This is a genomic window from Flavobacterium sp. TMP13, from assembly GCF_050847115.1.
In the GTDB taxonomy this organism is placed as follows: Bacteria; Bacteroidota; Bacteroidia; order Flavobacteriales; family Flavobacteriaceae; genus Flavobacterium.
In genome coordinates this window covers 654,968-680,366 of the sequence record NZ_CP193656.1, presented here as the reverse complement: position 1 = coordinate 680,366, position 25,399 = coordinate 654,968, and the positions used below count along the sequence as shown (strand labels likewise).

Here is a 25,399-nt window from a genome sequence, read left to right as displayed (position 1 = left end):
GATAATTATTATAGTAGTATGAAAAAGGTGGGTAACCATAATTCGGTCTTAAGGAAATTGCTTATTAGCTTATCGCTAACAGTTGTTTTTTCTTTAACTTCAAATGCTCAAGATGCTGCTCCAGCAGCTGATGCTCCTGTTGCTCAAAGTGGAGGAGATGTAGCAAAGGGTAAGGAGCTTTTTAATTCAAATTGCGCTGCGTGTCACAAGTTAGATGCAAAATCTACAGGGCCTGCGTTGCGTGGTATTATTGAAAAACATGATGCAGCTTGGTTGTACAAGTGGATTCATAATAGCTCTGATTTGATTGCTTCAGGTGATGCAGCGGCGGTGAAGATTTTTGAGGAATACAATAAAATTCCGATGACGCACTTCCCTCAGCTTTCAACTGCGGATATTGATGATATGATTGCATATACGTCAGAGCCTAAAGCTGCTGCTCCAGTTGCTGCAGTAGGTGCTCAACCTGCAGCTGGCGCTGCTCAAGATAACGGTATTTCTAATAACGTTATTTTGGGAGTTCTTGCTTTGGTGATGGCAATGTTGGTTGTTATGTTGGTTTTAGTAAATAATGTGCTTCGTAAGGTTGCCAATATTAACGAGCTTGATGTAACGCCTAAAAACGTTCGTGTTCCAATTTGGAAAGCATTTGCAAAAAATCAGTTTTTAGTATTAGTTACTTCGGTATTCTTGTTATTGGCTAGTGGTTATTTTGTATATGGTTTCTTAATGCAAGTTGGAGTAGATCAAAACTATGAGCCAATTCAGCCAATACATTTCTCTCATAAAATTCACGCAGGTGATAATGAGGTAAACTGTAAGTACTGTCACTCTGCTGCTCGTGTAAGTAAAAATGCAGGTATTCCTTCGTTGAACGTTTGTATGAACTGTCATAAGAATATTGCTGAAGTTGCTGAGGCTACTGCTACTCCTGAGTACAGCAAAGCTTTTTACGACGAAGAAATACAAAAATTATATACTGCGGTTGGTTGGGATAAATCATCGCAATCTTATACTGGAAAGACGGAGCCTGTAAAATGGGTTCGTATTCATAATTTACCTGATTTTGTTTATTTCAACCACTCACAACACGTAACTGTTGCTGGTATTGATTGTCAAAAATGTCATGGTCCTGTGGAAACATATGAAATCCAAAAACAATTTGCTCCATTAACTATGGGTTGGTGTATCGATTGTCATAGAAAAACCGATGTTAAAATGGAAGGGAATGAATACTATGCGAAAATTCATGCTGAACTTTCTAAAAAATACGGTGTAGACAAATTGACTGCAGCACAAATGGGAGGTTTAGAATGTGGTAAATGCCACTATTAATCGAATTATTAAGATTTTAATATTTATATACAATGTCATCAAACAAAAAATACTGGAAAAGTGTTGAAGAACTAGAAGATAATAGTTCTATTGTTGAGGCGCTTAGAAATAACGAATTTGTTGAAGAGATTCCTACTGATGAGTTTTTAGGAAATGGAGGAGCTTTGTCTTCTTCTTCGACATCACGTCGTGACTTTTTAAAGTACGTTGGTTTTAGTACAGCAGCAGTTACTTTGGCTGCGTGCGAAGGACCTGTAAACAAATCAATACCTTACGTTTTACAGCCAGAACAAATCATCCCTGGAGTTGCAGATTATTATGCTACTACTGTCTTTGATGGTTTTGACTTTGCAAACATATTGGTAAAAACGCGAGAAGGGCGCCCTATTAAGATTGAGAATAATACGGTTGAAGGAGCGAAATTTGCTGCTAATGCTAGAATTCACGCCTCTATATTGTCTTTATATGACAGTACCCGTTTGAGAGAGCCAAAAATTGAAGGTAAAGCCTCAACTTGGTCCGCAGTAGATTTAAAAATCGAAGCGAGTCTTGCTGATGCGAAAGCAAAAGGAGGTCAAGTTGTTTTGTTAACTAATACTTTAGCGAGTCCGTCAACAGAAAAATTAATTGGAGAGTTTGTTTCTAATAATCCTGGAGCTAAACATGTTATTTATGACGCTGTATCTTCGTCTGAAGCTTTAGATGCTTTTGAAGAAGTGTATGGTGAAAGAGCTTTAGTTGATTATGATTTTTCAAAAGCTTCATTAATAGTAAGCGTTGGTGCTGATTTTCTTGGAGATTGGCAAGGTGGTGGGTATGATTCTGGTTATGCTCAGGGAAGGATTCCTAGAAACGGGAAGATGTCGCGTCATTTTCAGTTAGAGTCTAATATGACTTTGTCTGGTGCTGCAGCTGATAAACGTATTGCTATGAGTTCGGCAAATCAAAAACAAGCTCTAGTTCAAATTTATAATATTATTACAGGTTCTGCTGTTGCTGTAAATTTAGATTCAGCTTTTAAAGCTGAAGTTACTAAGGCTGCTCAACAATTAAAAGCTGCTGGTTCAAAAGGAGTTTTGGTTTCTGGAATTGATGATAAAAATGCTCAATTATTAGTTTTAGCTGTTAATCAAGCTTTAGCTAGTGAGTCATTTACAACTGTTGGTACAAGACAAATTAGAAAAGGTTCTAATGCTGCTGTATCTCAATTGTTGGTCGATATGAATGCAGGGAAAGTACACACTTTATTAATGAGTGGTGTGAATCCAGTTTATACTTTAGCAGATTCAGAAGGATTTGCTTCAGGTCTGAAAAAAGTAACTACATCTGTTGCTTTTTCATTAAAGGAAGATGAGACGGCTTTACTTTCTACTGTTGCTGCTGCTGTTCCTCATTATTTAGAGTCTTGGGGTGATGTTAGTATTACAAAAGGAACTTATGGATTAACGCAGCCTACAATTAGACCGATATTTGATACTAAACAGTTTCAAGATGTTTTACTTTCTCTAAATGGAATTTCAGGTACGTACTACGATTATGTTAAAGCAAATGCTTCATCTGTAATAGGTGGTACTTTTTGGAATAAAGTTTTACACGATGGTATTTTTGTTTCTGCTACAAATGCTTTAGGCGCTGGTTCTGCAAATTACAATGCGGCTGCTAGTGCACTTTCTGCTTCTAAATCAAACGGAATTGAATTGGTATTGTATACTAAGACAGGTATGGGAGACGGGCAGCAAGCAAACAATCCATGGTTGCAAGAATTTCCAGATCCATTAACAAGAGTTTCATGGGATAACTATGTTACTGTTGCCAATGCTGATGCAAAAAGATTAGGGTTAACTAATCAAATTGTTGCAAATGGTGGCTTAAATGGTAGTTATGCTAATTTAACTGTAAATGGTATTAAGTTAGAAAACGTGCCTGTAATTGTACAGCCAGGTCAAGCTGTTGGAACTATTGGAATCGCTTTAGGTTACGGTCGTAAAGCGGCTATGAAAGAAGAGATGATGGTAGGTGTTAATGCTTACGCTCTATATAAAGATTTTAAAAACGTACAAACTGTAGTAATAGAAGCTGCTTCTGGCGAGCATGAATTTGCTTGTGTTCAAGGTCAAAAGACTTTGATGGGAAGAGGTGATATTATTAAAGAGACTACATTAGAAATATTCAATACTAAAGATGCAGCACATTGGAACGAACAACCAGTGGTATCTTTAGATCACAAAGAAGTTGCAGCTACATCAGTAGATTTATGGGATTCGTTTGATCGTTCTATTGGGCATCATTTTAATCTTTCTATTGATTTAAATGCTTGTACTGGTTGTGGAGCTTGTGTTATTGCTTGTCACGCTGAGAATAACGTTCCTGTAGTTGGTAAGTCAGAAATTAGAAGAAGTCGTGATATGCACTGGTTGCGTATTGATAGATATTATTCTTCTGATACAACCTTTGCAGAGGATATTGAAAGAAAAGAGAATATCTCTGGGTTATCTAGTTCATTGTCAACTTTTAATGAAATGGAACACGCTTCAGATAATCCTCAAGTAGCTTTTCAACCTGTAATGTGTCAGCATTGTAACCATGCGCCTTGTGAAACAGTTTGTCCAGTAGCGGCAACTTCTCATGGTCGTCAAGGTCAAAATCAAATGGCGTACAACAGATGCGTAGGAACTCGTTACTGTGCAAACAACTGTCCTTATAAGGTACGTCGTTTCAACTGGTTCTTATACAGCAAAAACAGTGAATTTGATTATCATATGAATGATGATTTAGGACGCATGGTGTTGAATCCGGATGTAAATGTACGTTCTCGTGGAGTTATGGAGAAATGTTCAATGTGTATTCAAATGACACAATTGACTATTTTAACAGCAAAACGCGAAGGTAGAGAGATTAAAGATGGTGAATTCCAAACGGCTTGTTCTAGTGCTTGTTCTTCTGGAGCTATGGTTTTTGGGGATATAAATGATAAAGAAAGCAAAGTAGCCGAATTGGTTGCTGATGATAGAATGTATCATTTGTTAGAACATGTTGGAACAAAACCTAATGTGATTTATCATGTTAAAGTTAGAAATACCTAGTACAAAAAAATATTAATTAAGAAACATATAAAGGATTATGTCGTCTCACTACGAAGCACCCATTAGAAAACCTTTGATTATAGGTGATAAATCTTATCACGATATAACTGTAGATGTTGCAGCTCCAGTCGAAGGTAAAGCGAATAAACATTGGTGGATTGTATTTTCAATCGCATTAACAGCCTTTCTCTGGGGAATAGGCTGTATAATATACACCGTCTCTACAGGAATTGGAACATGGGGATTAAACAAAACTGTTGGTTGGGCATGGGATATTACTAACTTCGTTTGGTGGGTTGGTATTGGTCACGCTGGAACCTTGATCTCGGCCGTATTACTGCTCTTCCGTCAACGATGGAGAATGGCAATTAACCGATCTGCAGAAGCAATGACTATTTTTTCAGTTATTCAAGCCGGATTATTTCCAATTATACACATGGGTCGTCCTTGGTTGGCATATTGGGTTTTACCTATACCAAATCAATTTGGATCATTATGGGTTAACTTTAACTCACCACTGCTGTGGGATGTATTTGCAATTTCAACGTACTTATCTGTTTCATTAGTTTTCTGGTGGACTGGTTTACTTCCTGACTTTGCAATGTTACGTGACCGCGCAATTACTCCTTTTAATAAAAGAGTGTATTCTATTTTAAGTTTTGGATGGAGCGGTAGAGCTAAAGATTGGCAGCGTTTTGAAGAAGTATCTTTAGTGCTTGCTGGTTTAGCAACTCCTTTAGTACTTTCAGTACACACGATTGTATCGATGGACTTTGCTACTTCTGTTATTCCAGGATGGCATACTACAATTTTCCCTCCTTACTTCGTTGCTGGAGCAGTTTTTTCGGGATTTGCAATGGTAAACACTTTACTTATTATTATGAGAAAAGTGTCTAATTTAGAATCTTACATCACATTACAACATATTGAATTAATGAATATCGTAATTATGATTACGGGTTCTATTGTTGGTGTGGCGTACATAACCGAGCTGTTTGTAGCGTGGTATTCTGGAGTAGAGTATGAGCAATACGCTTTTTTAAATAGAGCTACAGGTCCTTACTGGTGGGCTTATTGGTCGATGATGACTTGTAACGTATTCTCTCCTCAATTTATGTGGTTTAAGAAATTAAGAACAAGTATAATGTTCTCTTTTATTATCTCGATTGTTGTAAACATCGGAATGTGGTTTGAAAGGTTCGTAATTATTGTTACTTCATTACATAGAGATTATTTACCATCTTCTTGGACTATGTTTTCACCTACCTTTGTAGATATTGGTATCTTCATCGGAACAATTGGTTTCTTCTTCGTATTATTTTTATTATACGCTAGAACATTCCCTGTGATTGCTCAGGCAGAAGTGAAAACTATTTTGAAAGGAACTGGAGATAATTACATTAGAGAAAGAAAAGAAAATAAAAATTCACATCATGAGTAAAGTAATATACGCCATTTATAATGACGATGATGTTTTGATGGATGCTGTTAAATCAACAAGGGCTGCTCATCATCATATTGAGGAAGTTTTTACACCATTTCCTGTTCACGGTTTAGATAAAGCAATGGGATTGGCTCCATCAAGATTAGCAATTTGCTCGTTTCTTTATGGTTGCGTAGGGTTAGCCTTTGCAACATTTATGATGAGTTATATTATGATTCATGACTGGCCTCAGGATATTGGAGGAAAGCCTAGCTTTAGCTTTATTCAAAACATGCCGGCATTCGTTCCAATTATGTTTGAAATGACTGTTTTTTTTGCAGCTCACTTGATGGTTATTACCTTTTATATGAGAAGCAAACTTTGGCCATTTAAAGAAGCGGAAAATCCTGATGTAAGAACTACTGATGATCACTTTTTAATGGAAGTTGCTGTTAATGATAACGAAGAGGAGTTAATTTCTTTCTTTCAAAATACAGGAGCAGTAGAAGTTAAAGTAATAGAAAAGAATTAATTACAACTATGAAAAGAGTATATAAAATAACGCTACTAGTTGGTATAACTGTTTTAGTTTCTTCTTGTCACAATAAGTTGGAGCCCAACTATCAATATTTTCCTGATATGTACGAATCTGTAGGTTACGAAACGTATGCAGAATCAAGCGCATTTAAGGGAGGAAAAGAAGGACAGCTTCCAGTAGATGGAACTATAAATAGAGGTTTTGAACCTTATGAGTATCCAAATACTCCTGAAGGTTATGACATGGCAAAAGCAAATTTAAAGTCTCCTTTAGATTCTTTAGAACATGCTTCTGCGGAAGGGAAAGTGCTTTATGATATTTATTGCATTTCTTGCCACGGTGGTGCTGGTGACGGAAAAGGTAAGTTAGTGGAAAGAGAAAAGTTCTTAGGAGTTCCTAGTTACAAAGATAGAGATCTTACTCTTGGGAGTATCTTTCATGTACAAACTTATGGTTTAAACGCAATGGGTTCACATTCGAATCAATTGAGTGCCCACGAACGTTGGTTAGTTGCTGACTATGTTTTAGAACTAAAGAGCCAATTATAATTGTTGAACAAACTGATCGTATTAGATATGTATACATTTTCAAGTAAATTAAAAACATTTTCAATCATCTTAATGGCCTTAGGAGTCTTAGGTATTGGTTATGGTTTTTTAACTGCCCCCAAAGACATTCAAGAAGTAGAAGCTATTCTTGCGGCAGAATCTCATGACGGACATGGTGAAGCTCATGCAGCTACAGCGGTTGAATCGCATGATGCACACGCTGTAAGTACAGACAAGAAAGCTAATGTCGCTCAAGCTGATGAGCATACTGAACACTTAAATCACGTTTTGCATCAGTTGCAAAATAAACCATGGGCTGCGTTTTATGTAGCTTGTATTTTCTTTTTACTTTTAACTATGGGAGTTCTAGCATTTTATGCTATACAGCAAGTTGCTTCGGCAGGTTGGTCTCCAGTTTTGTTTAGGGTAATGCAAGGAATTACAGCTTATTTGCCGGTTGGTTCATTGATATTTTTTGTTCTTTTAATTTTATGCGGATTGCACTTTAACCATTTATTTACTTGGTTAGCAGAAGGAGTTACTGATCCTAATCATGCTAATTATGATGCACTTGTTGCTAACAAATCGGGTTATTTAAATTTTCCTTTTTGGATCGTAAGAGCAGCTATATTTTTAGGTGGTTGGAACTTATATAATTACTACAGTAGAAAAAATTGTTTGGCACAAGATGAAGCTAATGATGATCTATACTATAAAAAGAACTTTAAAGCTTCGGCTGGGTTTTTAGTATTCTTTATTGTATCTGAATCAATTATGTCTTGGGATTGGATTATGTCTTTTGATCCACATTGGTTTAGTACTTTGTTTGGATGGTATGTACTTGCAAGTTTTATTGTAAGTGGTATTACTGTAATAGCATTGGTTGCAATATTCTTAAAATCTCTTGGATATTTAGATTTTGTAAACAACAGTCATATTCATGATTTAGCGAAATATATGTTCGGTTTTAGTATTTTCTGGACATACTTATGGTTCTCGCAGTTTATGTTGATTTGGTACGCAAATATCCCTGAAGAGGTAACATATTTTGTAACTAGAATTCGCGATTATAACTTACCATTTTTTGGTGCTGTTGCTTTGAATTTTATTTTCCCATTATTAATTTTAATGAGTAGTGATTTCAAAAGAATTAATTGGGTACTAGTTATGGCTGGAGTTGTTATTTTATTGGGTCACTATATTGACTTCTTTAACATGATTATGCCAGGATCTGTTGGTGACAGATGGTTTATTGGAGCTTCAGAAATTGGGTCTATATTTTTCTTTTTAGGTTTATTTATTTTTGTTGTATTCTCAGCATTGGCTAAATCTCCTTTATTGGCAAAAAGAAATCCATTTATCGAAGAAAGTAAGCATTTTCATTATTAATTTTAAAAGATAAAAACAGATGACAAGTTTGTTGATAATTATAGTTTTAGTTTTATTCGCAGTTGCATTATGGCAATTGACAAAAATATTCGACCTTACTCAAGTAGGATCAAATATTGACAATACTCAGGTTGCTTCTGATAGGGATAATAATGTACAAGGTTATATTATGTTTGCTTTTCTTGCATTCGTTTATATCTTAACAATTTATGGACTAATCGTATGGGGACCATTAGTTTTGCATACATCTGCTTCAGAGCATGGTGATACTGTAGATAACTTAATGAACATTACGTGGGTATTAATATTTATTGTTCAATTTATTACACAAGGATTATTACACTATTTTGCTTTTAAATACAGAGGTGATAAAGACAAAAAAGCTTTATTTTTTGCCGACAGTAACAAATTAGAAGCAGTTTGGAGTATTATTCCTTCAATAGTTCTAGCGTGTTTAATTCTTTACGGATTGTATGCTTGGAACAATATTATGTTTGTTGATAAAGATGAAGATGTTATTGAAATTGAGCTATATGCCCAACAGTTCAAATGGACGGCTCGATATGCTGGACCAGATAATGTTTTAGGTAAAGCAAACGTTCGTTTAATCGAAGGTATCAATACATTAGGAGTAGATATGTCTGATCCTTATGCTCAAGATGATATTGTAGTTTCAGAATTACACATACCGAAAGGTAAAAAAGTGCATTTTAAAATGCGTTCACAAGATGTATTGCACTCCGCTTACATGCCACATTTTAGAGCTCAAATGAACTGTGTTCCTGGAATGGTTACTGAGTTTGCTTTTATCCCTACTTACACGACAAGCGAGTATAGAGAATTGCCGTATATGATCGAAAAAGTTGCTAATATTAACTCTTTACGTGCTAAGAAAAGTGAAGAATTAGTTGCAAATGGAGAAGTTGCTCTAGATCCATATGCATTTGATTACCTATTGCTGTGTAATAAAATTTGTGGTTCTTCGCACTACAACATGCAAATGAAAATTGTTGTCGATACGCCAGAAGATTACAAAAAGTGGTTGAGTGAAAAAACTTCTTTAGCCATTGATATTAGAAATGCTGCACCAGCTCCAGGGCAACCAACAGCAACACCAGCAGATTCTGTTATTGCTGCAGATTCAACTGAAGTTGTTAAGGTAGCTATGAAATAATATTATTAAGAAAATTTAAAGTATACATATATGTCAGCAGAAGGTCACGATCACGGACACGATCACGAACACGAACATCATCATAAAGAGACATTCGTTACTAAATATATTTTTAGTACGGATCACAAGATGATTGCAAAGCAGTACCTGATTACAGGTATTATAATGGGAATCATAGGTATTATGATGTCTATGCTTTTTAGAATGCAGTTGGCCTGGCCAGAAGAGTCATTTAAATTATTTAATGTTTTATTAGGTGATAGAATGGCACCTGATGGCGTTATGGGTAATGATACCTATTTGGCATTGGTAACTATTCACGGAACTATAATGGTGTTTTTTGTTCTTACAGCCGGTTTAAGTGGAACGTTCAGTAACTTATTGATACCACTTCAAATTGGTGCTAGAGACATGGCTTCTGGATTCATGAACATGATTTCATATTGGTTATTCTTTCTTTCCGCAGTAATTATGTTGTCGTCTTTATTCGTAGAGGCAGGACCAGCATCTGCAGGTTGGACAATCTATCCGCCATTAAGTGCCTTGCCACAAGCGATTCCAGGTTCTGGAACAGGTATGACTTTATGGTTAATCTCTATGGCGATATTTATTGCATCTTCTTTAATGGGATCTTTAAATTATATCGTTACTGTTATTAACTTAAGAACTAAAGGAATGTCTATGACTAGACTTCCATTAACGATTTGGACATTTTTTGTAACTGCTATTATTGGAGTAATTTCGTTTCCAGTTTTATTATCGGCTGCGTTATTATTAATTTTTGATAGAAGTTTTGGTACTTCTTTCTTCTTATCTGATATTTATATCGCTGGTGAAGTTTTGCATTATCAAGGAGGTTCTCCAGTTTTATTTGAGCACTTGTTTTGGTTTTTAGGACACCCAGAAGTTTATATTGTAATTTTACCTGCAATGGGTATTGTTTCTGAAGTATTAGCTACAAGTTCTCGTAAACCAATTTTTGGATACAGAGCGATGATTATGTCTGTTTTAGCAATTGCGTTTCTTTCGACAATTGTTTGGGGACACCACATGTTTATTTCCGGAATGAATCCATTTTTAGGTTCTGTATTTACTTTTACAACTTTATTAATTGCAATTCCGTCAGCTGTAAAGGCATTCAACTGGATTACAACTTTATGGAAAGGTAACCTTCAGTTTAATCCAGCAATGTTGTTTTCTATCGGTATGGTTTCAACCTTTATTACTGGTGGTTTAACTGGAATTATTTTAGGAGATAGTACATTAGATATTAATGTGCACGATACCTATTTCGTAATTGCTCACTTCCACTTAGTAATGGGTATTTCTGCTCTTTATGGAATGTTTGCTGGTGTTTACCATTGGTTTCCTAAAATGTACGGTAGAATGTTGAACAAGAATTTAGGATACATACACTTTTGGGTAACTGCAGTTTGTGCTTATGGTGTTTTCTTTCCAATGCACTTTATTGGTTTAGCTGGTCTTCCAAGAAGATATTATACCAATACAAGTTTTCCACTTTTTGATGACTTACAAAACGTAAACGTATTAATTACAGTATTTGCTTTGGTAGGTGGAGTTTTTCAATTAGTATTCTTATATAACTTTTTTAGTAGTATTTTCTACGGAGAGAAAGCAATTCAGAATCCTTGGAGATCTACAACATTAGAGTGGACTACGCCTGTCGAACACATTCACGGTAACTGGCCAGGTGAAATTCCTGAAGTGCACCGCTGGCCTTATGATTATAGTAATCCGAATTATGATGTAGATTTTGTACCGCAAAATATACCGATGAAAGAAGGAGAAGAAGTTCTTCATCACTAATATAACTAAAACCGCTATTTTATAAATAGCGGTTTTTTTTTGTCTTGTTTGTTCTTTAGTTATCTTTGCTATATGAACGAGAACTTAGATCCTACAACAAACCAATATAATACCGAAGAATTTGATCTTGAAAAGAAATTAAGACCACTTTCTTTTGATGATTTTGCGGGTCAAGATCATGTTTTAGAAAACCTTAAAGTGTTTGTTGCTGCTGCTAATCAGCGAGGTGAAGCACTTGATCATACCTTGTTTCACGGGCCTCCCGGTCTGGGAAAAACTACACTTGCTAATATATTAGCGAATGAACTAGAGGTGGGTATAAAGATCACTTCTGGCCCAGTGTTAGATAAACCAGGCGATTTAGCGGGACTGCTGACTAATTTAGATGAGCGTGATGTGCTTTTTATTGACGAAATTCATCGTTTGAGTCCTATTGTAGAAGAGTACTTGTATTCTGCTATGGAAGACTTTAAAATTGATATAATGATTGAATCTGGACCAAACGCACGAACTGTTCAAATCAATTTAAATCCTTTCACGCTTATTGGCGCCACTACTCGTTCGGGTTTGTTAACTGCGCCAATGCGTGCACGCTTCGGTATATCTTCTCGATTGCAATATTATACTAAAGAACTCTTATCGACGATAGTGGAGCGGAGTGCATCTATTTTAAAAATGCCGATTCATGTTGAAGCTGCGATTGAAATTGCAGGACGCAGTCGTGGAACGCCACGTATAGCGAATGCCTTATTGCGTCGCGTTCGTGATTTTGCTCAGATTAAAGGAAACGGAACAATCGACTTAGAGATTGCACAATATGCTCTAAAAGCATTAAATGTTGATGCGCACGGTTTAGACGAAATGGATAATAAAATTTTGGCAACTATTATAAATAAGTTTAAAGGCGGTCCAGTTGGACTTTCAACTCTAGCAACTGCGGTTTCAGAAAGTAGTGAAACTATTGAAGAGGTTTACGAGCCTTTTTTAATACAAGAAGGGTTTATTATGCGTACTCCTCGTGGTCGTGAGGTAACCGACAAAGCGTACAGGCATTTAGGAATTGTTAAAGCTAACATTCAAGGCGGTTTGTTTTAGTTTTTTATTGAATTTTAAAAGAATACTTAATTGCTAAAAGAAGCACTACACTTCTCAATTTTGCGGAAATTATTTTACAATTATTGATACCAAAGAAAAATATTCGTCATTTATAAAATCTGAAGCAAAGCGGCTCGGATTCCTGTCTTGTGGTATTTCGAAAGCAGGATTTTTAGAAGAGGAAGCACCACGATTAGAAAACTGGCTCTACCACCAACGAAATGGGCAGATGACTTACATGGAGAATAATTTTGACAAAAGATTAGATCCTACATTATTAGTTGAAGGCTCAAAAAGTGTAGTCTCTTTACTTTTAAATTATTACCCGCAGGAATTTCAAAATGAAGCCGCATTCAAAGTTAGTAAGTATGCTTACAGTCAAGATTATCACTTTGTCATAAAGGATAAATTGAATGAACTTTTAGCTTCAATTCAAGCTGAAATTGGTGAAGTATCCGGTCGTGCCTTTGTCGACTCAGCACCAGTTTTAGATAGAGCATGGGCCGCTAAGAGCGGTTTAGGTTGGATAGGAAAGAATAGTAATTTAATTACACAGAAAACTGGTTCTTTTTATTTTATTGCCGAGTTGATAATCGATTTAGATCTTCAATACGACTTCGCAGTTACTGATCATTGCGGTTCATGTACCGCTTGTTTGGATGCTTGTCCGACTCAGGCAATTGTTGCGCCGTATGTTGTTGACGGGAGTAAATGCATCTCATATTTTACAATTGAATTAAAGGATAATATTCCTTACGAATTGAAAGGAAAGTTTGACGATTGGATTTTTGGATGTGACGTTTGCCAAGACGTCTGTCCGTGGAATCGCTTTTCGAAATCACATAACGAACCTCTCTTTAATGCTAATCCTAACCTACTCTCTTTTACTAAAAATGATTGGGTAGAACTTACCGAAGAAACTTTTAGACAGGTTTTTAAAGACTCTCCTTTAAAACGCTCTAAGTTTAGTGGCTTAAAGCGAAATATTGATTTTTTAAAGTAATGTTATTCTTCAAGCTTTAACTTCATGTTTTTTATTTCTAGTACATTTCTCAAATTTTACTTTGCCGCAACGTAGGATATAATTCCTTAATTAATAGTTTTTTAATCTTTCTTTTTTCTCTAATAAGTGTACAGGAATAAGTCTTTTTTTTTAGGTATTGTGCTGTGTATTAAATTCATAGAAATAAAAAAATGAAGTAGATTCTTGGTTTATGTCATATTTTTTTTAACTTTATAATCCTTAAAAAATTTCCTTATGACTGTAAATCAAATATTAAGCACAAAAGGCAACGAGGTTTATTCGGTGACTTCATCAACAACCGTATACGAGGCCTTAAAAGTAATGGGAGAAAAAAATATTGGAGCTATTTTAATTATCGACCATGGTTCGCTAAAAGGAATATTATCCGAAAGAGATTATGCCCGCAAGATTGTTTTAAAAGACAAAACATCGAGAGATACGCCCGTAAGCGAAATTATGGAATCGACTGTTTTTACAATCAAAGATTCGGATACGCTAGATAATTGTATGGCGCTGATGAGTAATAAAAGAATTCGTCATCTTCCCGTAGTAGAAGAGCAAAAAGTCATCGGGATAATTTCGATAAGTGATGTTGTAAAGGCAATAATTGAAGTTCAAAAAGAAACGATTCAGCATTTAGACTCATACATTTCTCAATAAAAAAGATCCACTTACGTAAAACGATCTTATTTAAGGTTAGTTTCACAAACAATAAAAGGAATAAGATATTAGTACAACGAGTGGAAAAATTTATTTTCTACTCGTTTTTTTAGTTACATAAACGACTAACTAGTTAAATCGTTCTTTTTGCTTATTATGCAAAAGAACTAATTTAATAAATAAGTTACTTTTTCAAACTGATCACCTTATTTCTACTTGTTTTTTTGAATTTTTCTTAAAAAAGAGAAGTCCTACTAAAAGATTCGCAGAAAAATGTTCTGTTTACAGGAACTCCACTATCTTTGCAGCCTAGATTAAAAGCTAAAAACAATGAATAAAGACAGTAAAAGAAGAGAAGCATTATTATATCATGCTAAACCAACTCCAGGAAAAATTCAAGTAGTTCCAACAAAAAAATATGCTACGCAAAGAGATTTATCTTTAGCGTATTCACCCGGTGTTGCTGAACCTTGTTTAGAAATTGCTAAAGATGTTACCAACGTTTACAAATATACTGCAAAAGGAAATTTAGTTGCTGTAATTACAAACGGAACGGCAGTTTTAGGTTTAGGAGATATCGGACCAGAAGCTTCAAAACCGGTAATGGAAGGAAAAGGTCTGCTTTTTAAAATATTTTCAGATATCGATGTTTTTGATATCGAAATAGGAACCAAAGACATTGAAGAATTCATTCAAACTGTAAAAAATATTTCTCCAACTTTTGGAGGTATAAATTTAGAAGATATTAAAGCCCCAGAATCTTTTGAAATTGAAAGACGTTTGGTAGAAGAATTAAATATTCCGGTGATGCACGATGATCAGCATGGAACTGCAATTATTTCTTCGGCAGCATTAATAAACGCTTTAGAATTAGCTGATAAAAAAGCAGAAGATGTAAAAATGGTAGTTTCTGGAGCAGGTTCGGCTGCTTTGGCTTGTGCTGATTTATACATTTTATTAGGAGTTAAACTCGAAAATATTTTGATGTTTAACAGTAAAGGACTTTTGACTAAAGACAATCCGTCCTTATCAAAATTACAACAAAAGTATGCTGTAGATAGAGAGTCAATCACGTTGGCTGAAGCTATGAAAGGCGCTGATATCTTTTTAGGATTATCTACTGGAGATATTCTTTCGCCAGAAATGCTACTTACCATGGCAGACAATCCTATTGTTTTTGCGATGGCAAATCCAAATCCAGAAATTGATTATAATGTTGCTGTAGAAACTCGCAAAGATGTTATTATAGCCACAGGACGTTCTGATTATCCAAATCAGGTAAATAACGTTTTAGGATTTCCTTATATTTTTAGAGGAGCTTTAGACGTTCGGGCGACTAAAATTAACGAAGCTATGAAAATGGCTGCGGTTAAAGCTTTGGCATCACTAGCAAAACAATCGGTGCCGGAGCAAGTAAATGTAGCCTACGGAGCAACAAAATTAGTTTTTGGGACTGAGTATATCATTCCAAAACCATTTGATCCACGTTTAATTACCATCGTTGCGCCTGCAGTTGCGAGAGCAGCAATGGAATCGGGTGTAGCTCAAAATCCAATTACAGATTGGGATAAATACGAAGAAGAGCTCTTAGAAAGATTAGGAAACGATAACAAAATGGTTCGTTTGATTACAAACCGAGCCAAGATGGAACCAAAACGCATTGTGTTTGCAGAAGCAGATCATTTTGATGTTTTAAAAGCAGCTCAAATTGTATATGAAGAAGGTATCGGATTTCCTATCTTATTAGGTAATAAAGAAATCATTACTGAGTTTAAAAAAGAACTAGGATTTGATGCAGATATTGAAATTATCGATCCAAAAACTAAGAAAGAACAAGCAAGACGTGATCGTTTTGCTCATACGTATTGGAGCACAAGACAACGAAGAGGAATTTCTTTATTGGATGCACAAAAATTAATGCGAGAGCGTAATTATTTTGCTGCAATGATGGTAAATGAAGGAGAAGCAGATGCTTTGGTAACAGGGTATTCAAGAAGTTACCCAACAGTTGTAAAGCCAATGCTTCAATTGATTGATAAAGCACCAGGTGCTTCACTAGTAGCTACTGCTAATATGATGATGACCAAACGTGGTCCAATGTTTTTGTCAGATACGGCAATTAACATCAATCCATCTGCGGAAGATCTGGCTAAAATTGCGATAATGACAGCAAAAACGGCTCGTATGTTCGGAATTGAACCTGTTATCGCAATGGTTTCTTACTCTAACTTCGGATCGTCACCTCATCCTGCAGTTGCAAAAATTAGAGAAGCAGTTGCTTATCTGCATAAAAATCATCCTGATATGATTGTGGACGGAGAATTGCAAGCTGATTTTGCTTTAAATGCAGAGTTGCTTAAAGATAAGTTCCCTTTTTCTAAGATAGCGGGAAAGAAGGTAAATACGCTAATTTTCCCAAACCTTGAATCAGCAAATATTACCTACAAATTATTAAAAGAAATTGATAAAGTAGATTCTATTGGGCCAATTATGATGGGTATGGGTAAACCAGTACACATTTTTCAATTGGGAGCAAGTGTAGAAGAAATGGTAAATATGGCTACAATCGCTGTTCTTGATGCACAAGAAAAAGAAAACAAAAAGTTGAAATTAACAAAATAATTGTACGATATTAAGTATAAAGTAAAATGAGCCTTTTTTAGGCTCATTTTTCATATATTTGATTAATTAGTGAAACTATGATTGCACATTTACAAGGGAAATTGGTCGAAAAATCACCTACTGAGGTGATTATTGATTGTGGAGGAGTTGGTTATCAAGTAAATATATCTTTACACACGTACTCGTTGATTCCAAATTCAGATTTCATTAAATTATTTACGCATCTTCAAATTAAAGAAGATTCTCATATTTTGTTTGGTTTTGTAGAAAAATCAGAACGTGAAATATTCAGAATGTTACTATCCGTTTCAGGTATAGGCGCCAATATTGCACGAACAATGTTGTCTTCATTAGAACCCAAACAAATTATCAATGCAATCGCTTCGGGAGATGTAGTTGTTATTCAATCTATTAAAGGAATTGGTAATAAAACTGCGCAACGAGTGATCCTTGATTTAAAAGAAAAAGTAGTTAAATTATTTGATTTAGACGAAGTTTCTATAGTTCTAAACAATACAAACCGAGATGAGGCGTTATCTGCTTTAGAAGTTTTAGGATTTATTCGTAAAACAGCCGAAAAAGTTGTCGAAAAAATAGTAAAAGAAGAACCTGAGGCTTCAGTTGAAACCATCATTAAAAAAGCGTTGAAAAATTTATAAAAAGAGTTTAAAAACGAATTGTATGCCTAAAATTTGTGTCTTTTTAATGGTTTTGTTCTGTGGCTTTAATGCTGTAGGACAAGTAAATCAACAGCAACAAGATACAGTAGCAAAAGGGTATGCCGTCGGTAAAGTTAGCATTGACAATCCACCCAGTATTCTTTCGGCATACACGTACGATCCTCTTACAAATCGCTACGTATATACAAAGTCAGTAGATGATTTTTCTATCGATTACCCCATAATATTGACACCAGAAGAATACGAAAAATTAGTTCTTCAAGAATCCCGTCGTAATTATTTCAAGAAAAAAATCGATGCGATAGAAGGTCGAAAAGATGGTAGTGAAGATGCTAAAAAAGATTTGTTACCTCGTTATTATATCAATTCAGGATTATTCGAGTCCGTTTTTGGAAGCAATACTATTGATGTAAAACCAACGGGTTCTGTCGAAATGGATTTAGGTATGCGTTACACCAAGCAAGACAATCCTTCTTTTTCTCCTAGAAATAGATCCAATTTATCTTTTGATTTTGACCAGCGTATAAGCATGAGCCTGCAAGGTAAAGTGGGTACACGACTGAATGTTAACGCCAATTACGATACACAGTCGACGTTTGCTTTTCAAAATTTAATAAAATTAGAGTATACGCCAGACGAAGATGACATCATTCAAAAAGTAGAAGTTGGAAATGTGAGTATGCCGTTAAACAGCAGTTTAATTCGTGGTGCTCAAAGTTTATTTGGAGTAAAAACAGAATTACAATTTGGAAAAACAACTGTAACGGGTGTTTTTTCGGAACAAAAATCTCAAATTAAAAGTTTAGTTGCAGAAGGTGGAGGAACGATTGAAAAATTTGATCTTTATGCTTTAGATTACGACAACGACCGACACTTTTTTCTTTCGCAATATTTTAGAAACAAATACGATTCTGCGTTAAAGAATTATCCGTTTATTGATAGTCGTGTTCAAATTACTCGAATAGAAGTTTGGGTGACCAACAAGCAAAATAGAATAAGTACTACCAATAATAACTTGAGAAACATTATTGCACTTCAAGATTTAGGTGAGGGGCAAATTTCAGGTATTCCAGATAATGAAATTGTGGTTTTAAATCCTACTACAGGGATGTTTAACAATCCTATAAATGCTCCTGCAGACAACTCTAACAATGGCTATAATCCTGGGCAAATTAAATCAGGAACTGGACTTTTAAATTCTAATATTCGCGAAATTGTAACGGCAAGTTCTGGTTTTAATTCTACTAATATTAGTGAAGGTCAAGATTATTCTAAATTAGAAAATGCACGAAAATTAACCGCCAATGAATTTACGTATAATGCACAACTGGGCTATATTTCGCTGCAACAAAGACTTGGTAACGACGAAGTTTTGGCTGTTGCGTACGAATATACTGTTGGAGACAAAGTGTACAGAGTGGGTGAGTTTGGTAATGATGGTGTAGATGCGACGGTGGTAACGGGAACTCAAAATTCGAATCAAGCAGTAATTACGCAAAGTTTGATTTTAAAAATGTTGAAAAGCAATTTGACAAATGTTAAAAATCCAGTTTGGAATTTAATGATGAAAAACATTTATCAAATACAAGGTGCGTATCAAATACAACAAGAAGATTTTAGGCTAAATATTTTATATACCGATCCTTCTCCAATCAATTACATTAAACCAGTCGCAGGAAGCACTTTTCCCGCAAATCCTGCTCCAGACGATAGATTAGAAGAAACACCTTTATTGAAAGTTTTTAATTTAGATAAACTAAATTACACTAACGACCCACAAGTAGGCGGTGACGGATTCTTTGACTTTATGCAAGGTGTTACCGTAGATGCACAAAACGGCCGAATTATCTTTACTACTAAAGAACCTTTTGGGGAATTGTTATTTAGAAAATTAGCGGATAATAGTGGGCAACAATACAACAATCCGACTAGTTATAATGCCAATCAACAAAAATATGTTTTTCGCACAATGTATCGTTCGACGCAGTCTGCAGCATTACAGGACAGCGATAAAAATAAATTTTTATTGAGAGGAAAATACAAGTCCACTGGTGGAGATGGAATTCCTATTGGAGCATTTAACGTGCCTCAAGGTTCGGTTGTGGTTACTGCTGGAGGAAGAGTTCTTGTAGAGGGTGTCGATTACAGCGTTAATTATCAGTTAGGTCGAGTTCAAATTCTAGATCCTTCTCTGCAAGTGTCGAACACGCCCATTGAAATTTCGCTAGAAAATAATTCTATTTTCGGTCAACAAACCACTCGCTTTATGGGGTTGAATGTGGAACATAAAATATCTGACAAATTTGTAGTAGGAGGAACGTATTTGCAAATGACACAGAAGCCATTTACGCAAAAAACAAATTATGGTCAAGAGTCCGTAAACAATGCGATTTTTGGTTTTAATGCTAATTTTTCGACAGAAGTTCCTTTCTTTACTCGATTGGTAAACAAACTACCCAACATAGACACCGATGTGCCTTCTAATCTTTCTATTAGAGGAGAAGTTGCATTTTTAAAACCAGGTTCGCCAAAAGCAGATGATTTTAATGGTGAATCTACAGTTTACGTAGATGATTTTGAAGGTTCGCAAACCACTATCGATATGCGTTCTGCTTATGCTTGGAGTCTATCTTCAACTCCTGCAAAAAACGCGAATAGTACTTACGATTTTAATGCAGAAGCAAACGATTTGAGTTATGGTTTTAAAAGAGCACAATTAAATTGGTACAGTATCGATCCTATTTTTTATGCGCAAAAACCATCGGGAATTTCTAATAACGATTTATCTTTAAATACTACACGAAGAATTTTTAGCAACGAATTGTATCCGTTAACAGATATTGCACAAGGTCAATCTCAGGTGGTAAACACGCTTGATTTGAGTTTTTATCCTTCCGAAAGAGGACCGTACAATAATGACTCTACTGTTGGATTAAACCCCAAAGATAATTTTGGAGGAATTATGCGTGCATTAAATGCTACAAATTTCGAGCAGGGAAATGTAGAGTACATTCAGTTTTGGGTTCTTGACCCTTATGTTGGTGCGGGCGCCTCACAGACTGGAAATACTGGGAAATTATATTTTAATTTAGGTGAAATTTCTGAAGACATTTTAAAAGACGGACGCAAACAATATGAGAACGGACTTGGTCCTGATCAAATTTTAGCGACGCCACAGCCAATTTGGGGAGATGTTCCTGCCTCTCAATCTTTGGTATACGCTTTTGATACAAATGCAACGAATCGTACTAACCAAGATGTTGGTTTAGATGGTTTGCCAAATTCAAAAGAAGCAGCTATTTACACCAATTATGCGGGAGAAAATGATCCTGCTGGCGATGATTACACTTATTATTTGAATACTACAGGTGGCATAACAGCACGTTACAAAGGATATAATGGTGTAGAAGGAAATTCGAATATTGATATTAATGATCCAAACCGTGCATCTACTACCTTACCAGATGTGGAAGACATCAATAAAGACAATACTATGAATACAATTAATGCGTATTATGAGTATAGTGTTGATGTAAAACCGGGAATGACTGTGGGCGAAAATTTTATTACAGATGTTCGCAATACACAAGTTACAATGGCTAATGGAAGTACAACCGAAGCAAGATGGATTCAATTTAAAATTCCGGTTACGCAACCACAAAATACTATTGGAAATATATCTGATTTCAGATCCATTCGTTTCATGCGTATGTTCATGACTGGATTTAATGATAATGTTACCATACGTTTTGGTGCTTTAGATTTGGTGCGAGGCGAATGGCGAAGATACACCAGCACCTTAGATGCAAACGATACAGATCCTACAAATGATGGGACAGATTTTGATGTCGCGGCAGTAAATATAGAAGAAAACAGCGATCGCTGTCCAGTGAATTACGTAACTCCTCCGGGGGTTGAAAGAGAGCAATTGTACAATAACAATACAATCATCAATCAGAATGAGCAATCACTTTCGCTGCGTGTAGCGGGTAACGGTTTGGAGCCAAGAGATTCGAGAGCGGTTTTTAAAAATGTGAGTGTAGACATGCGTCAGTATAAAAAATTACAGATGTTTGTGCACGCAGAATCACTGCCTTTTGAGATGCCTTTGCAAGACAATCAAATGACTGCTTTTATCCGAATGGGTAATGACTTTACACAGTCCTTTTATCAAATTGAGATTCCATTAAAAGTTACAATTCCAAACAGTAGTTCTTCAAATAATTGTTCTAAATTAAGTGCTGATGTCGTTTGGCCCGAAGACAATAACATTAATTTGAGCATGGAATTATTGACGAAAATGAAAATTTTGGCAATGAGTGTGGACCCAAATACGCTTCCGCTTGACGGAATTTATTATCCAGATGATGACGCAAGTGTTCCTGGTGGAGACGGTGATCCAAATTTAAGACTGGGTATTAAAGGAAATCCGAATTTTGGATTGATTCGAAATTTAATGGTCGGTGTAAAAAATAATGACATTCGCCAAGATATAAAAGGAGAGGTGTGGTTCAATGAATTGCGTATGTCTGGAATGGACAATAAAGGCGGAATGGCTGCAATACTGAATGTGGATACTAATATGGCAGATTTTGCCACTATTTCGGCAACAGGAAGAAAAAGCACCATAGGTTTTGGAGCGCTGGAAGAAACTTCAAACGAAAGAAGTCGTGAAGATTTTCAGCAGTATAACTTTATTACGAATTTAAATTTAGGAAAGTTATTGCCAACAAAGTGGGCTATAAACCTACCTTTTAATTACGCTGTTGGAGAAGAAATCATTACTCCAGAATACGATCCTTTTAATGAAGATATTAAGTTGAAGCAATTGCTAGATGTCACAAAAGATAACGCACAAAGAGACTTGTATAAAGATCGCGCTATTGATTATACCAAGCGCAAAAGCATCAATTTTATTGGAGTGCGGAAAGACCGAGCGCCAGAGCAGAAACCGCATGTTTATGATGTGGAAAACATAACATTTTCGCAATCGTACAATCAGGTAGAACGACACGATTTTGAAATCGAGGATTATGAAGACCAACTTACAAGTACGACGGTAACCTATGCCTATACGTTTAAACCAAAATTGGTAGAACCTTTAAAAAACAATACATTTTTAAAGAAAAGCGATTATTGGAAATTATTAAGTGACTTTAATTTTAATTATTTGCCGAGTAATATTAATTTCTCTTCTAATATAAACAGACAGTACAATCGTCAACAATTTAGACAGGTTGAAGATGTGCAAGGAATTGGTTTAGATCCGTTGTACCGAAGAAATTATGAGTTTAATTACCAGTATGGCTTCAATTATAACTTAACCAAGTCGTTGAAATTGAATTACGTTGTTGCAACTGGAAATATTGTCAGAAATTATTTAAACGAAGATAACGAGCCGATACCAGAATTTAATATTTGGGATAGTTACTGGGATATTGGACAAGCCAATCAGCATTCGCAACAATTGGTTTTAAATTACGAAATTCCGATTAACAAGATTCCAGTTTTAAGTTTCATCAAAGCTAATTATTCGTATACGGGAGATTACAGTTGGCAAAGAGCATCAACTGCTTTGTCTAATATAGAAATTGATGGCGCAAATTATAATTTAGGAAACACGATTCAAAATGCTAATTCCAATACAATTAGTGCGGCATTAGATATGAATAGTTTGTATAAATATTTAGGAATAAACGGCAAGCAAAACAAAAAAATAGCTCCAAGACCTTCAGCTCCAAAGCCGGGTGAAAAAGTGGTCAATACAAACCAACAACCGACGCAGTTAAATAGTCCTTTTAAAGATGGTTTACTAGGAGTTTTAACCAGTATAAAAAATGTACAGATAAATTATACTGAAAATAGCGGAACTGTTTTGCCAGGTTATTTACCCAGCATTGGTTTTTTAGGATCGTCAAGACCTTCGCTAGGATTTGTTTTTGGTAGTCAAGATGACGTGCGTTACGAAGCGGCCAAAAACGGATGGTTGACCAATTATCAAGATTTTAATCAAAATTTCACACAAGTAAATAATAAGTTACTAAAAGCCAACGCTAATATTGATTTGTTTCCCGATCTAAAAATTGATTTAGCTATGGATCGTGCTTACTCTGAAAATTATTCAGAACAATATGACGTGAGTAGCAATGGGGATTACAATTCAAGATCTCCTTATAGCTTCGGGATATTTTCGATATCGACTGTTTTGATCAAAACATCATTTGCAGTAAGCGATGAAAATCAATCGGCAGCTTTTGATGATTTTAGGTCGAACCGATTGGTAATTGCGAACCGATTAGCATCTCAAAAAGGAATTGACATTAGCAATCCGATTAATTTAGATGCAGACGGATTCCCGTTGGGATATGCAAAAAACAATCAAGCGGTTTTATTACCTGCATTTTTGGCGGCTTACAGTGGTCAAAACGCTTCTGGCGAATCGCTGGGAATTTTTAAAAATTTTCCGATTCCCAATTGGAACGTGAAGTATAATGGTTTAATGAGATACAATTTCTTTAAAGAAAAATTCAAGCGGTTTTCTTTGCAACATGGGTATCGTGCTTCTTATACCGTGAGTCAGTTTAGATCTAATTTTGAATACGATGAAACTCCAGGAGGATTTGATGATAATGGTAATTTTCTGAATAAAATAATAATGTCTAATGTCAATTTAGTCGAGCAATTCAGTCCGTTAATTCGTATGGATTTCGAGCTCAAAAGTTCGTTAAAAATATTGACAGAAATTAAAAAGGATCGCGCCTTGTCCATGAGTTTTGATAATAACTTATTAACCGAAGTGCAAGGAGTGGAGTATGTGGTCGGAATGGGTTATCGTTTTAAAGATGTAATCATTTCATCGCAATTAGCAGACAGTCCAACCGGAATTATTAAAAGTGACATCAATATAAAAGGTGATATTTCATACAGAAACAATCAGACCTTGGTGCGTTATTTAGATTATAATAACAATCAGTTAGCCGCTGGACAAAATATTTGGTCTGTAAAATTAACAGCCGACTATTCTTTCAGTAAAAATTTAACTGCAATTTTCTATTACGATCATTCTTTTTCAAAGGCTGTAATTTCGACATCTTTTCCAATAACAAATATTCGTTCTGGGTTTACCTTGCGCTACAATTTTGGGAATTAATTTTGAAGAATAAAAGAGTAAATTATGAGAAGATTGTTACATTTGTGTCATTAAAGTTAAAACATCAATTTATATAACAGTAGTATGAGTATACCAGCAAATTTAAAGTACACAAAAGATCACGAGTGGATTAGTATTGAAGGAGATGTAGCAACTGTGGGAATCACACATTTTGCACAAAAAGAATTAGGAGATATCGTTTACGTTGAAGTAGAGACTTTAGACCAAACTTTAGAAAAAGATGAAATCTTTGGAACAGTTGAAGCCGTTAAAACAGTTTCTGACTTATTCCTGCCATTGTCTGGAGAAATCATTGAGTTTAACGACGCTTTGGAGAGTGCTCCAGAAGTAGTAAACTCAGATCCTTACGGAGCCGGTTGGATGATTAAAATTAAAATTTCAAATGAATCTGAAATTGAAGGGTTGCTTTCAGGAGATGCATATAAAGAATTAATCGGTGCGTAAATTAATTTATTTACTCTTAGCTTTATTCTGGACCGCAATTATTGCTTATGCCTGTTTAATGCCAAGTTCAAATATACCTTTAGTTACAATTCCTTTAATAGATAAAATTGTTCATTTTACGTTTCATTTTGGATTTACAATTATTTGGTTTTTATACTTTAGACGACAGTTTTTAACACCAAATACATACAAATCACTTTTGATGGCTTTCGTCTTTTCGGTTTTTTTCGGAATCATAATCGAAATGCTGCAAGGGTTTTACACCGCGACGCGGGCGCAAGATGTAACAGATGTATTAGCCAACACTTTTGGCGGAACGTTCGCTATAATAACGATCGTTTTTTATACTTCATATATAAGCAAAAAATAAATAAAAGCTCACTTCG

16 protein-coding genes are annotated in these 25,399 nt (G+C 35.3%); all 16 read left to right on the top strand.

What is annotated here, in order from left to right:
- Positions 1-18 precede the first annotated feature (18 nt).
- Complete coding sequence (locus ACRASX_RS02955) at positions 19-1,335, top strand: c-type cytochrome (protein WP_066311164.1); 1,317 nt, start codon at positions 19-21, stop codon at positions 1,333-1,335.
- A 32-nt stretch (positions 1,336-1,367) separates the two neighbouring features.
- Complete coding sequence (locus ACRASX_RS02950; RefSeq protein ID WP_432222368.1) at positions 1,368-4,418, top strand: TAT-variant-translocated molybdopterin oxidoreductase; 3,051 nt, start codon at positions 1,368-1,370, stop codon at positions 4,416-4,418.
- A gap of 37 nt (positions 4,419-4,455) precedes the next feature.
- A complete protein-coding gene (gene nrfD / locus ACRASX_RS02945; protein WP_066310921.1) occupies positions 4,456-5,859 on the top strand; it encodes an NrfD/PsrC family molybdoenzyme membrane anchor subunit in 1,404 nt (467 codons plus the stop codon).
- Positions 5,849-6,373, top strand: coding sequence for a DUF3341 domain-containing protein (locus ACRASX_RS02940; RefSeq protein WP_066310915.1), 525 nt, complete (start codon positions 5,849-5,851; stop codon positions 6,371-6,373). Before nrfD ends, ACRASX_RS02940 begins: the two co-directional genes overlap by 11 nt.
- A gap of 8 nt (positions 6,374-6,381) precedes the next feature.
- On the top strand, positions 6,382-6,927 hold the full coding sequence (locus tag ACRASX_RS02935) for a c-type cytochrome (RefSeq protein WP_066310913.1): 546 nt from the start codon (positions 6,382-6,384) through the stop codon (positions 6,925-6,927).
- A gap of 27 nt (positions 6,928-6,954) precedes the next feature.
- On the top strand, positions 6,955-8,316 hold the full coding sequence (locus ACRASX_RS02930) for a quinol:cytochrome C oxidoreductase (protein WP_066311160.1): 1,362 nt from the start codon (positions 6,955-6,957) through the stop codon (positions 8,314-8,316).
- 19 nt (positions 8,317-8,335) lie between these two features.
- Positions 8,336-9,490 carry a cytochrome c oxidase subunit II gene (locus ACRASX_RS02925; protein ID WP_432222367.1) on the top strand — a complete coding sequence of 385 codons (1,155 nt, stop codon included), beginning with the start codon at positions 8,336-8,338 and terminating at the stop codon, positions 9,488-9,490.
- Between the two features lie 30 nt (positions 9,491-9,520).
- Complete coding sequence (locus ACRASX_RS02920; protein ID WP_066310909.1) at positions 9,521-11,317, top strand: cytochrome c oxidase subunit I; 1,797 nt, start codon at positions 9,521-9,523, stop codon at positions 11,315-11,317.
- A 72-nt stretch (positions 11,318-11,389) separates the two neighbouring features.
- Positions 11,390-12,412, top strand: a complete 1,023-nt coding sequence (gene ruvB, locus ACRASX_RS02915; protein WP_066310907.1) for a Holliday junction branch migration DNA helicase RuvB — start codon at positions 11,390-11,392, stop codon at positions 12,410-12,412.
- Positions 12,413-12,491: 79 nt separating this feature from the next.
- A complete protein-coding gene (gene queG / locus ACRASX_RS02910; protein WP_432223061.1) occupies positions 12,492-13,415 on the top strand; it encodes a tRNA epoxyqueuosine(34) reductase QueG in 924 nt (307 codons plus the stop codon).
- 255 nt (positions 13,416-13,670) lie between these two features.
- Positions 13,671-14,096, top strand: a complete 426-nt coding sequence (locus tag ACRASX_RS02905) for a CBS domain-containing protein (protein WP_432222366.1) — start codon at positions 13,671-13,673, stop codon at positions 14,094-14,096.
- Positions 14,097-14,426: 330 nt separating this feature from the next.
- Complete coding sequence (locus ACRASX_RS02900) at positions 14,427-16,718, top strand: NADP-dependent malic enzyme (protein WP_066310900.1); 2,292 nt, start codon at positions 14,427-14,429, stop codon at positions 16,716-16,718.
- A gap of 77 nt (positions 16,719-16,795) precedes the next feature.
- On the top strand, positions 16,796-17,377 hold the full coding sequence (gene ruvA / locus ACRASX_RS02895) for a Holliday junction branch migration protein RuvA (protein ID WP_432222365.1): 582 nt from the start codon (positions 16,796-16,798) through the stop codon (positions 17,375-17,377).
- Positions 17,378-17,399: 22 nt separating this feature from the next.
- The gene (gene sprA / locus ACRASX_RS02890; RefSeq protein ID WP_432222364.1) at positions 17,400-24,548 is read left to right on the top strand and encodes a cell surface protein SprA; all 7,149 of its coding nucleotides are present in this window, start codon (positions 17,400-17,402) and stop codon (positions 24,546-24,548) included.
- 84 nt (positions 24,549-24,632) lie between these two features.
- A complete protein-coding gene (gcvH, locus tag ACRASX_RS02885; protein ID WP_066310891.1) occupies positions 24,633-25,013 on the top strand; it encodes a glycine cleavage system protein GcvH in 381 nt (126 codons plus the stop codon).
- The gene (locus ACRASX_RS02880) at positions 25,006-25,383 is read left to right on the top strand and encodes a VanZ family protein (protein ID WP_066310887.1); all 378 of its coding nucleotides are present in this window, start codon (positions 25,006-25,008) and stop codon (positions 25,381-25,383) included. The genes gcvH and ACRASX_RS02880 overlap by 8 nt, the downstream gene beginning before the upstream one ends.
- Positions 25,384-25,399: the final 16 nt, after the last annotated feature.

Coding starts and splice junctions, on each gene's coding strand:
- ruvB (WP_066310907.1), top strand. CDS start 11,390: ATGAACGAGAACTTAGATCCTACAACAAACCAATATAATACCGAAGAA.
- ACRASX_RS02950 (WP_432222368.1), top strand. CDS start 1,368: ATGTCATCAAACAAAAAATACTGGAAAAGTGTTGAAGAACTAGAAGAT.
- ruvA (WP_432222365.1), top strand. CDS start 16,796: ATGATTGCACATTTACAAGGGAAATTGGTCGAAAAATCACCTACTGAG.
- ACRASX_RS02920 (WP_066310909.1), top strand. CDS start 9,521: ATGTCAGCAGAAGGTCACGATCACGGACACGATCACGAACACGAACAT.
- ACRASX_RS02955 (WP_066311164.1), top strand. CDS start 19: ATGAAAAAGGTGGGTAACCATAATTCGGTCTTAAGGAAATTGCTTATT.
- ACRASX_RS02900 (WP_066310900.1), top strand. CDS start 14,427: ATGAATAAAGACAGTAAAAGAAGAGAAGCATTATTATATCATGCTAAA.
- gcvH (WP_066310891.1), top strand. CDS start 24,633: ATGAGTATACCAGCAAATTTAAAGTACACAAAAGATCACGAGTGGATT.
- ACRASX_RS02930 (WP_066311160.1), top strand. CDS start 6,955: ATGTATACATTTTCAAGTAAATTAAAAACATTTTCAATCATCTTAATG.
- ACRASX_RS02935 (WP_066310913.1), top strand. CDS start 6,382: ATGAAAAGAGTATATAAAATAACGCTACTAGTTGGTATAACTGTTTTA.
- sprA (WP_432222364.1), top strand. CDS start 17,400: ATGCCTAAAATTTGTGTCTTTTTAATGGTTTTGTTCTGTGGCTTTAAT.
- ACRASX_RS02905 (WP_432222366.1), top strand. CDS start 13,671: ATGACTGTAAATCAAATATTAAGCACAAAAGGCAACGAGGTTTATTCG.
- nrfD (WP_066310921.1), top strand. CDS start 4,456: ATGTCGTCTCACTACGAAGCACCCATTAGAAAACCTTTGATTATAGGT.
- ACRASX_RS02925 (WP_432222367.1), top strand. CDS start 8,336: ATGACAAGTTTGTTGATAATTATAGTTTTAGTTTTATTCGCAGTTGCA.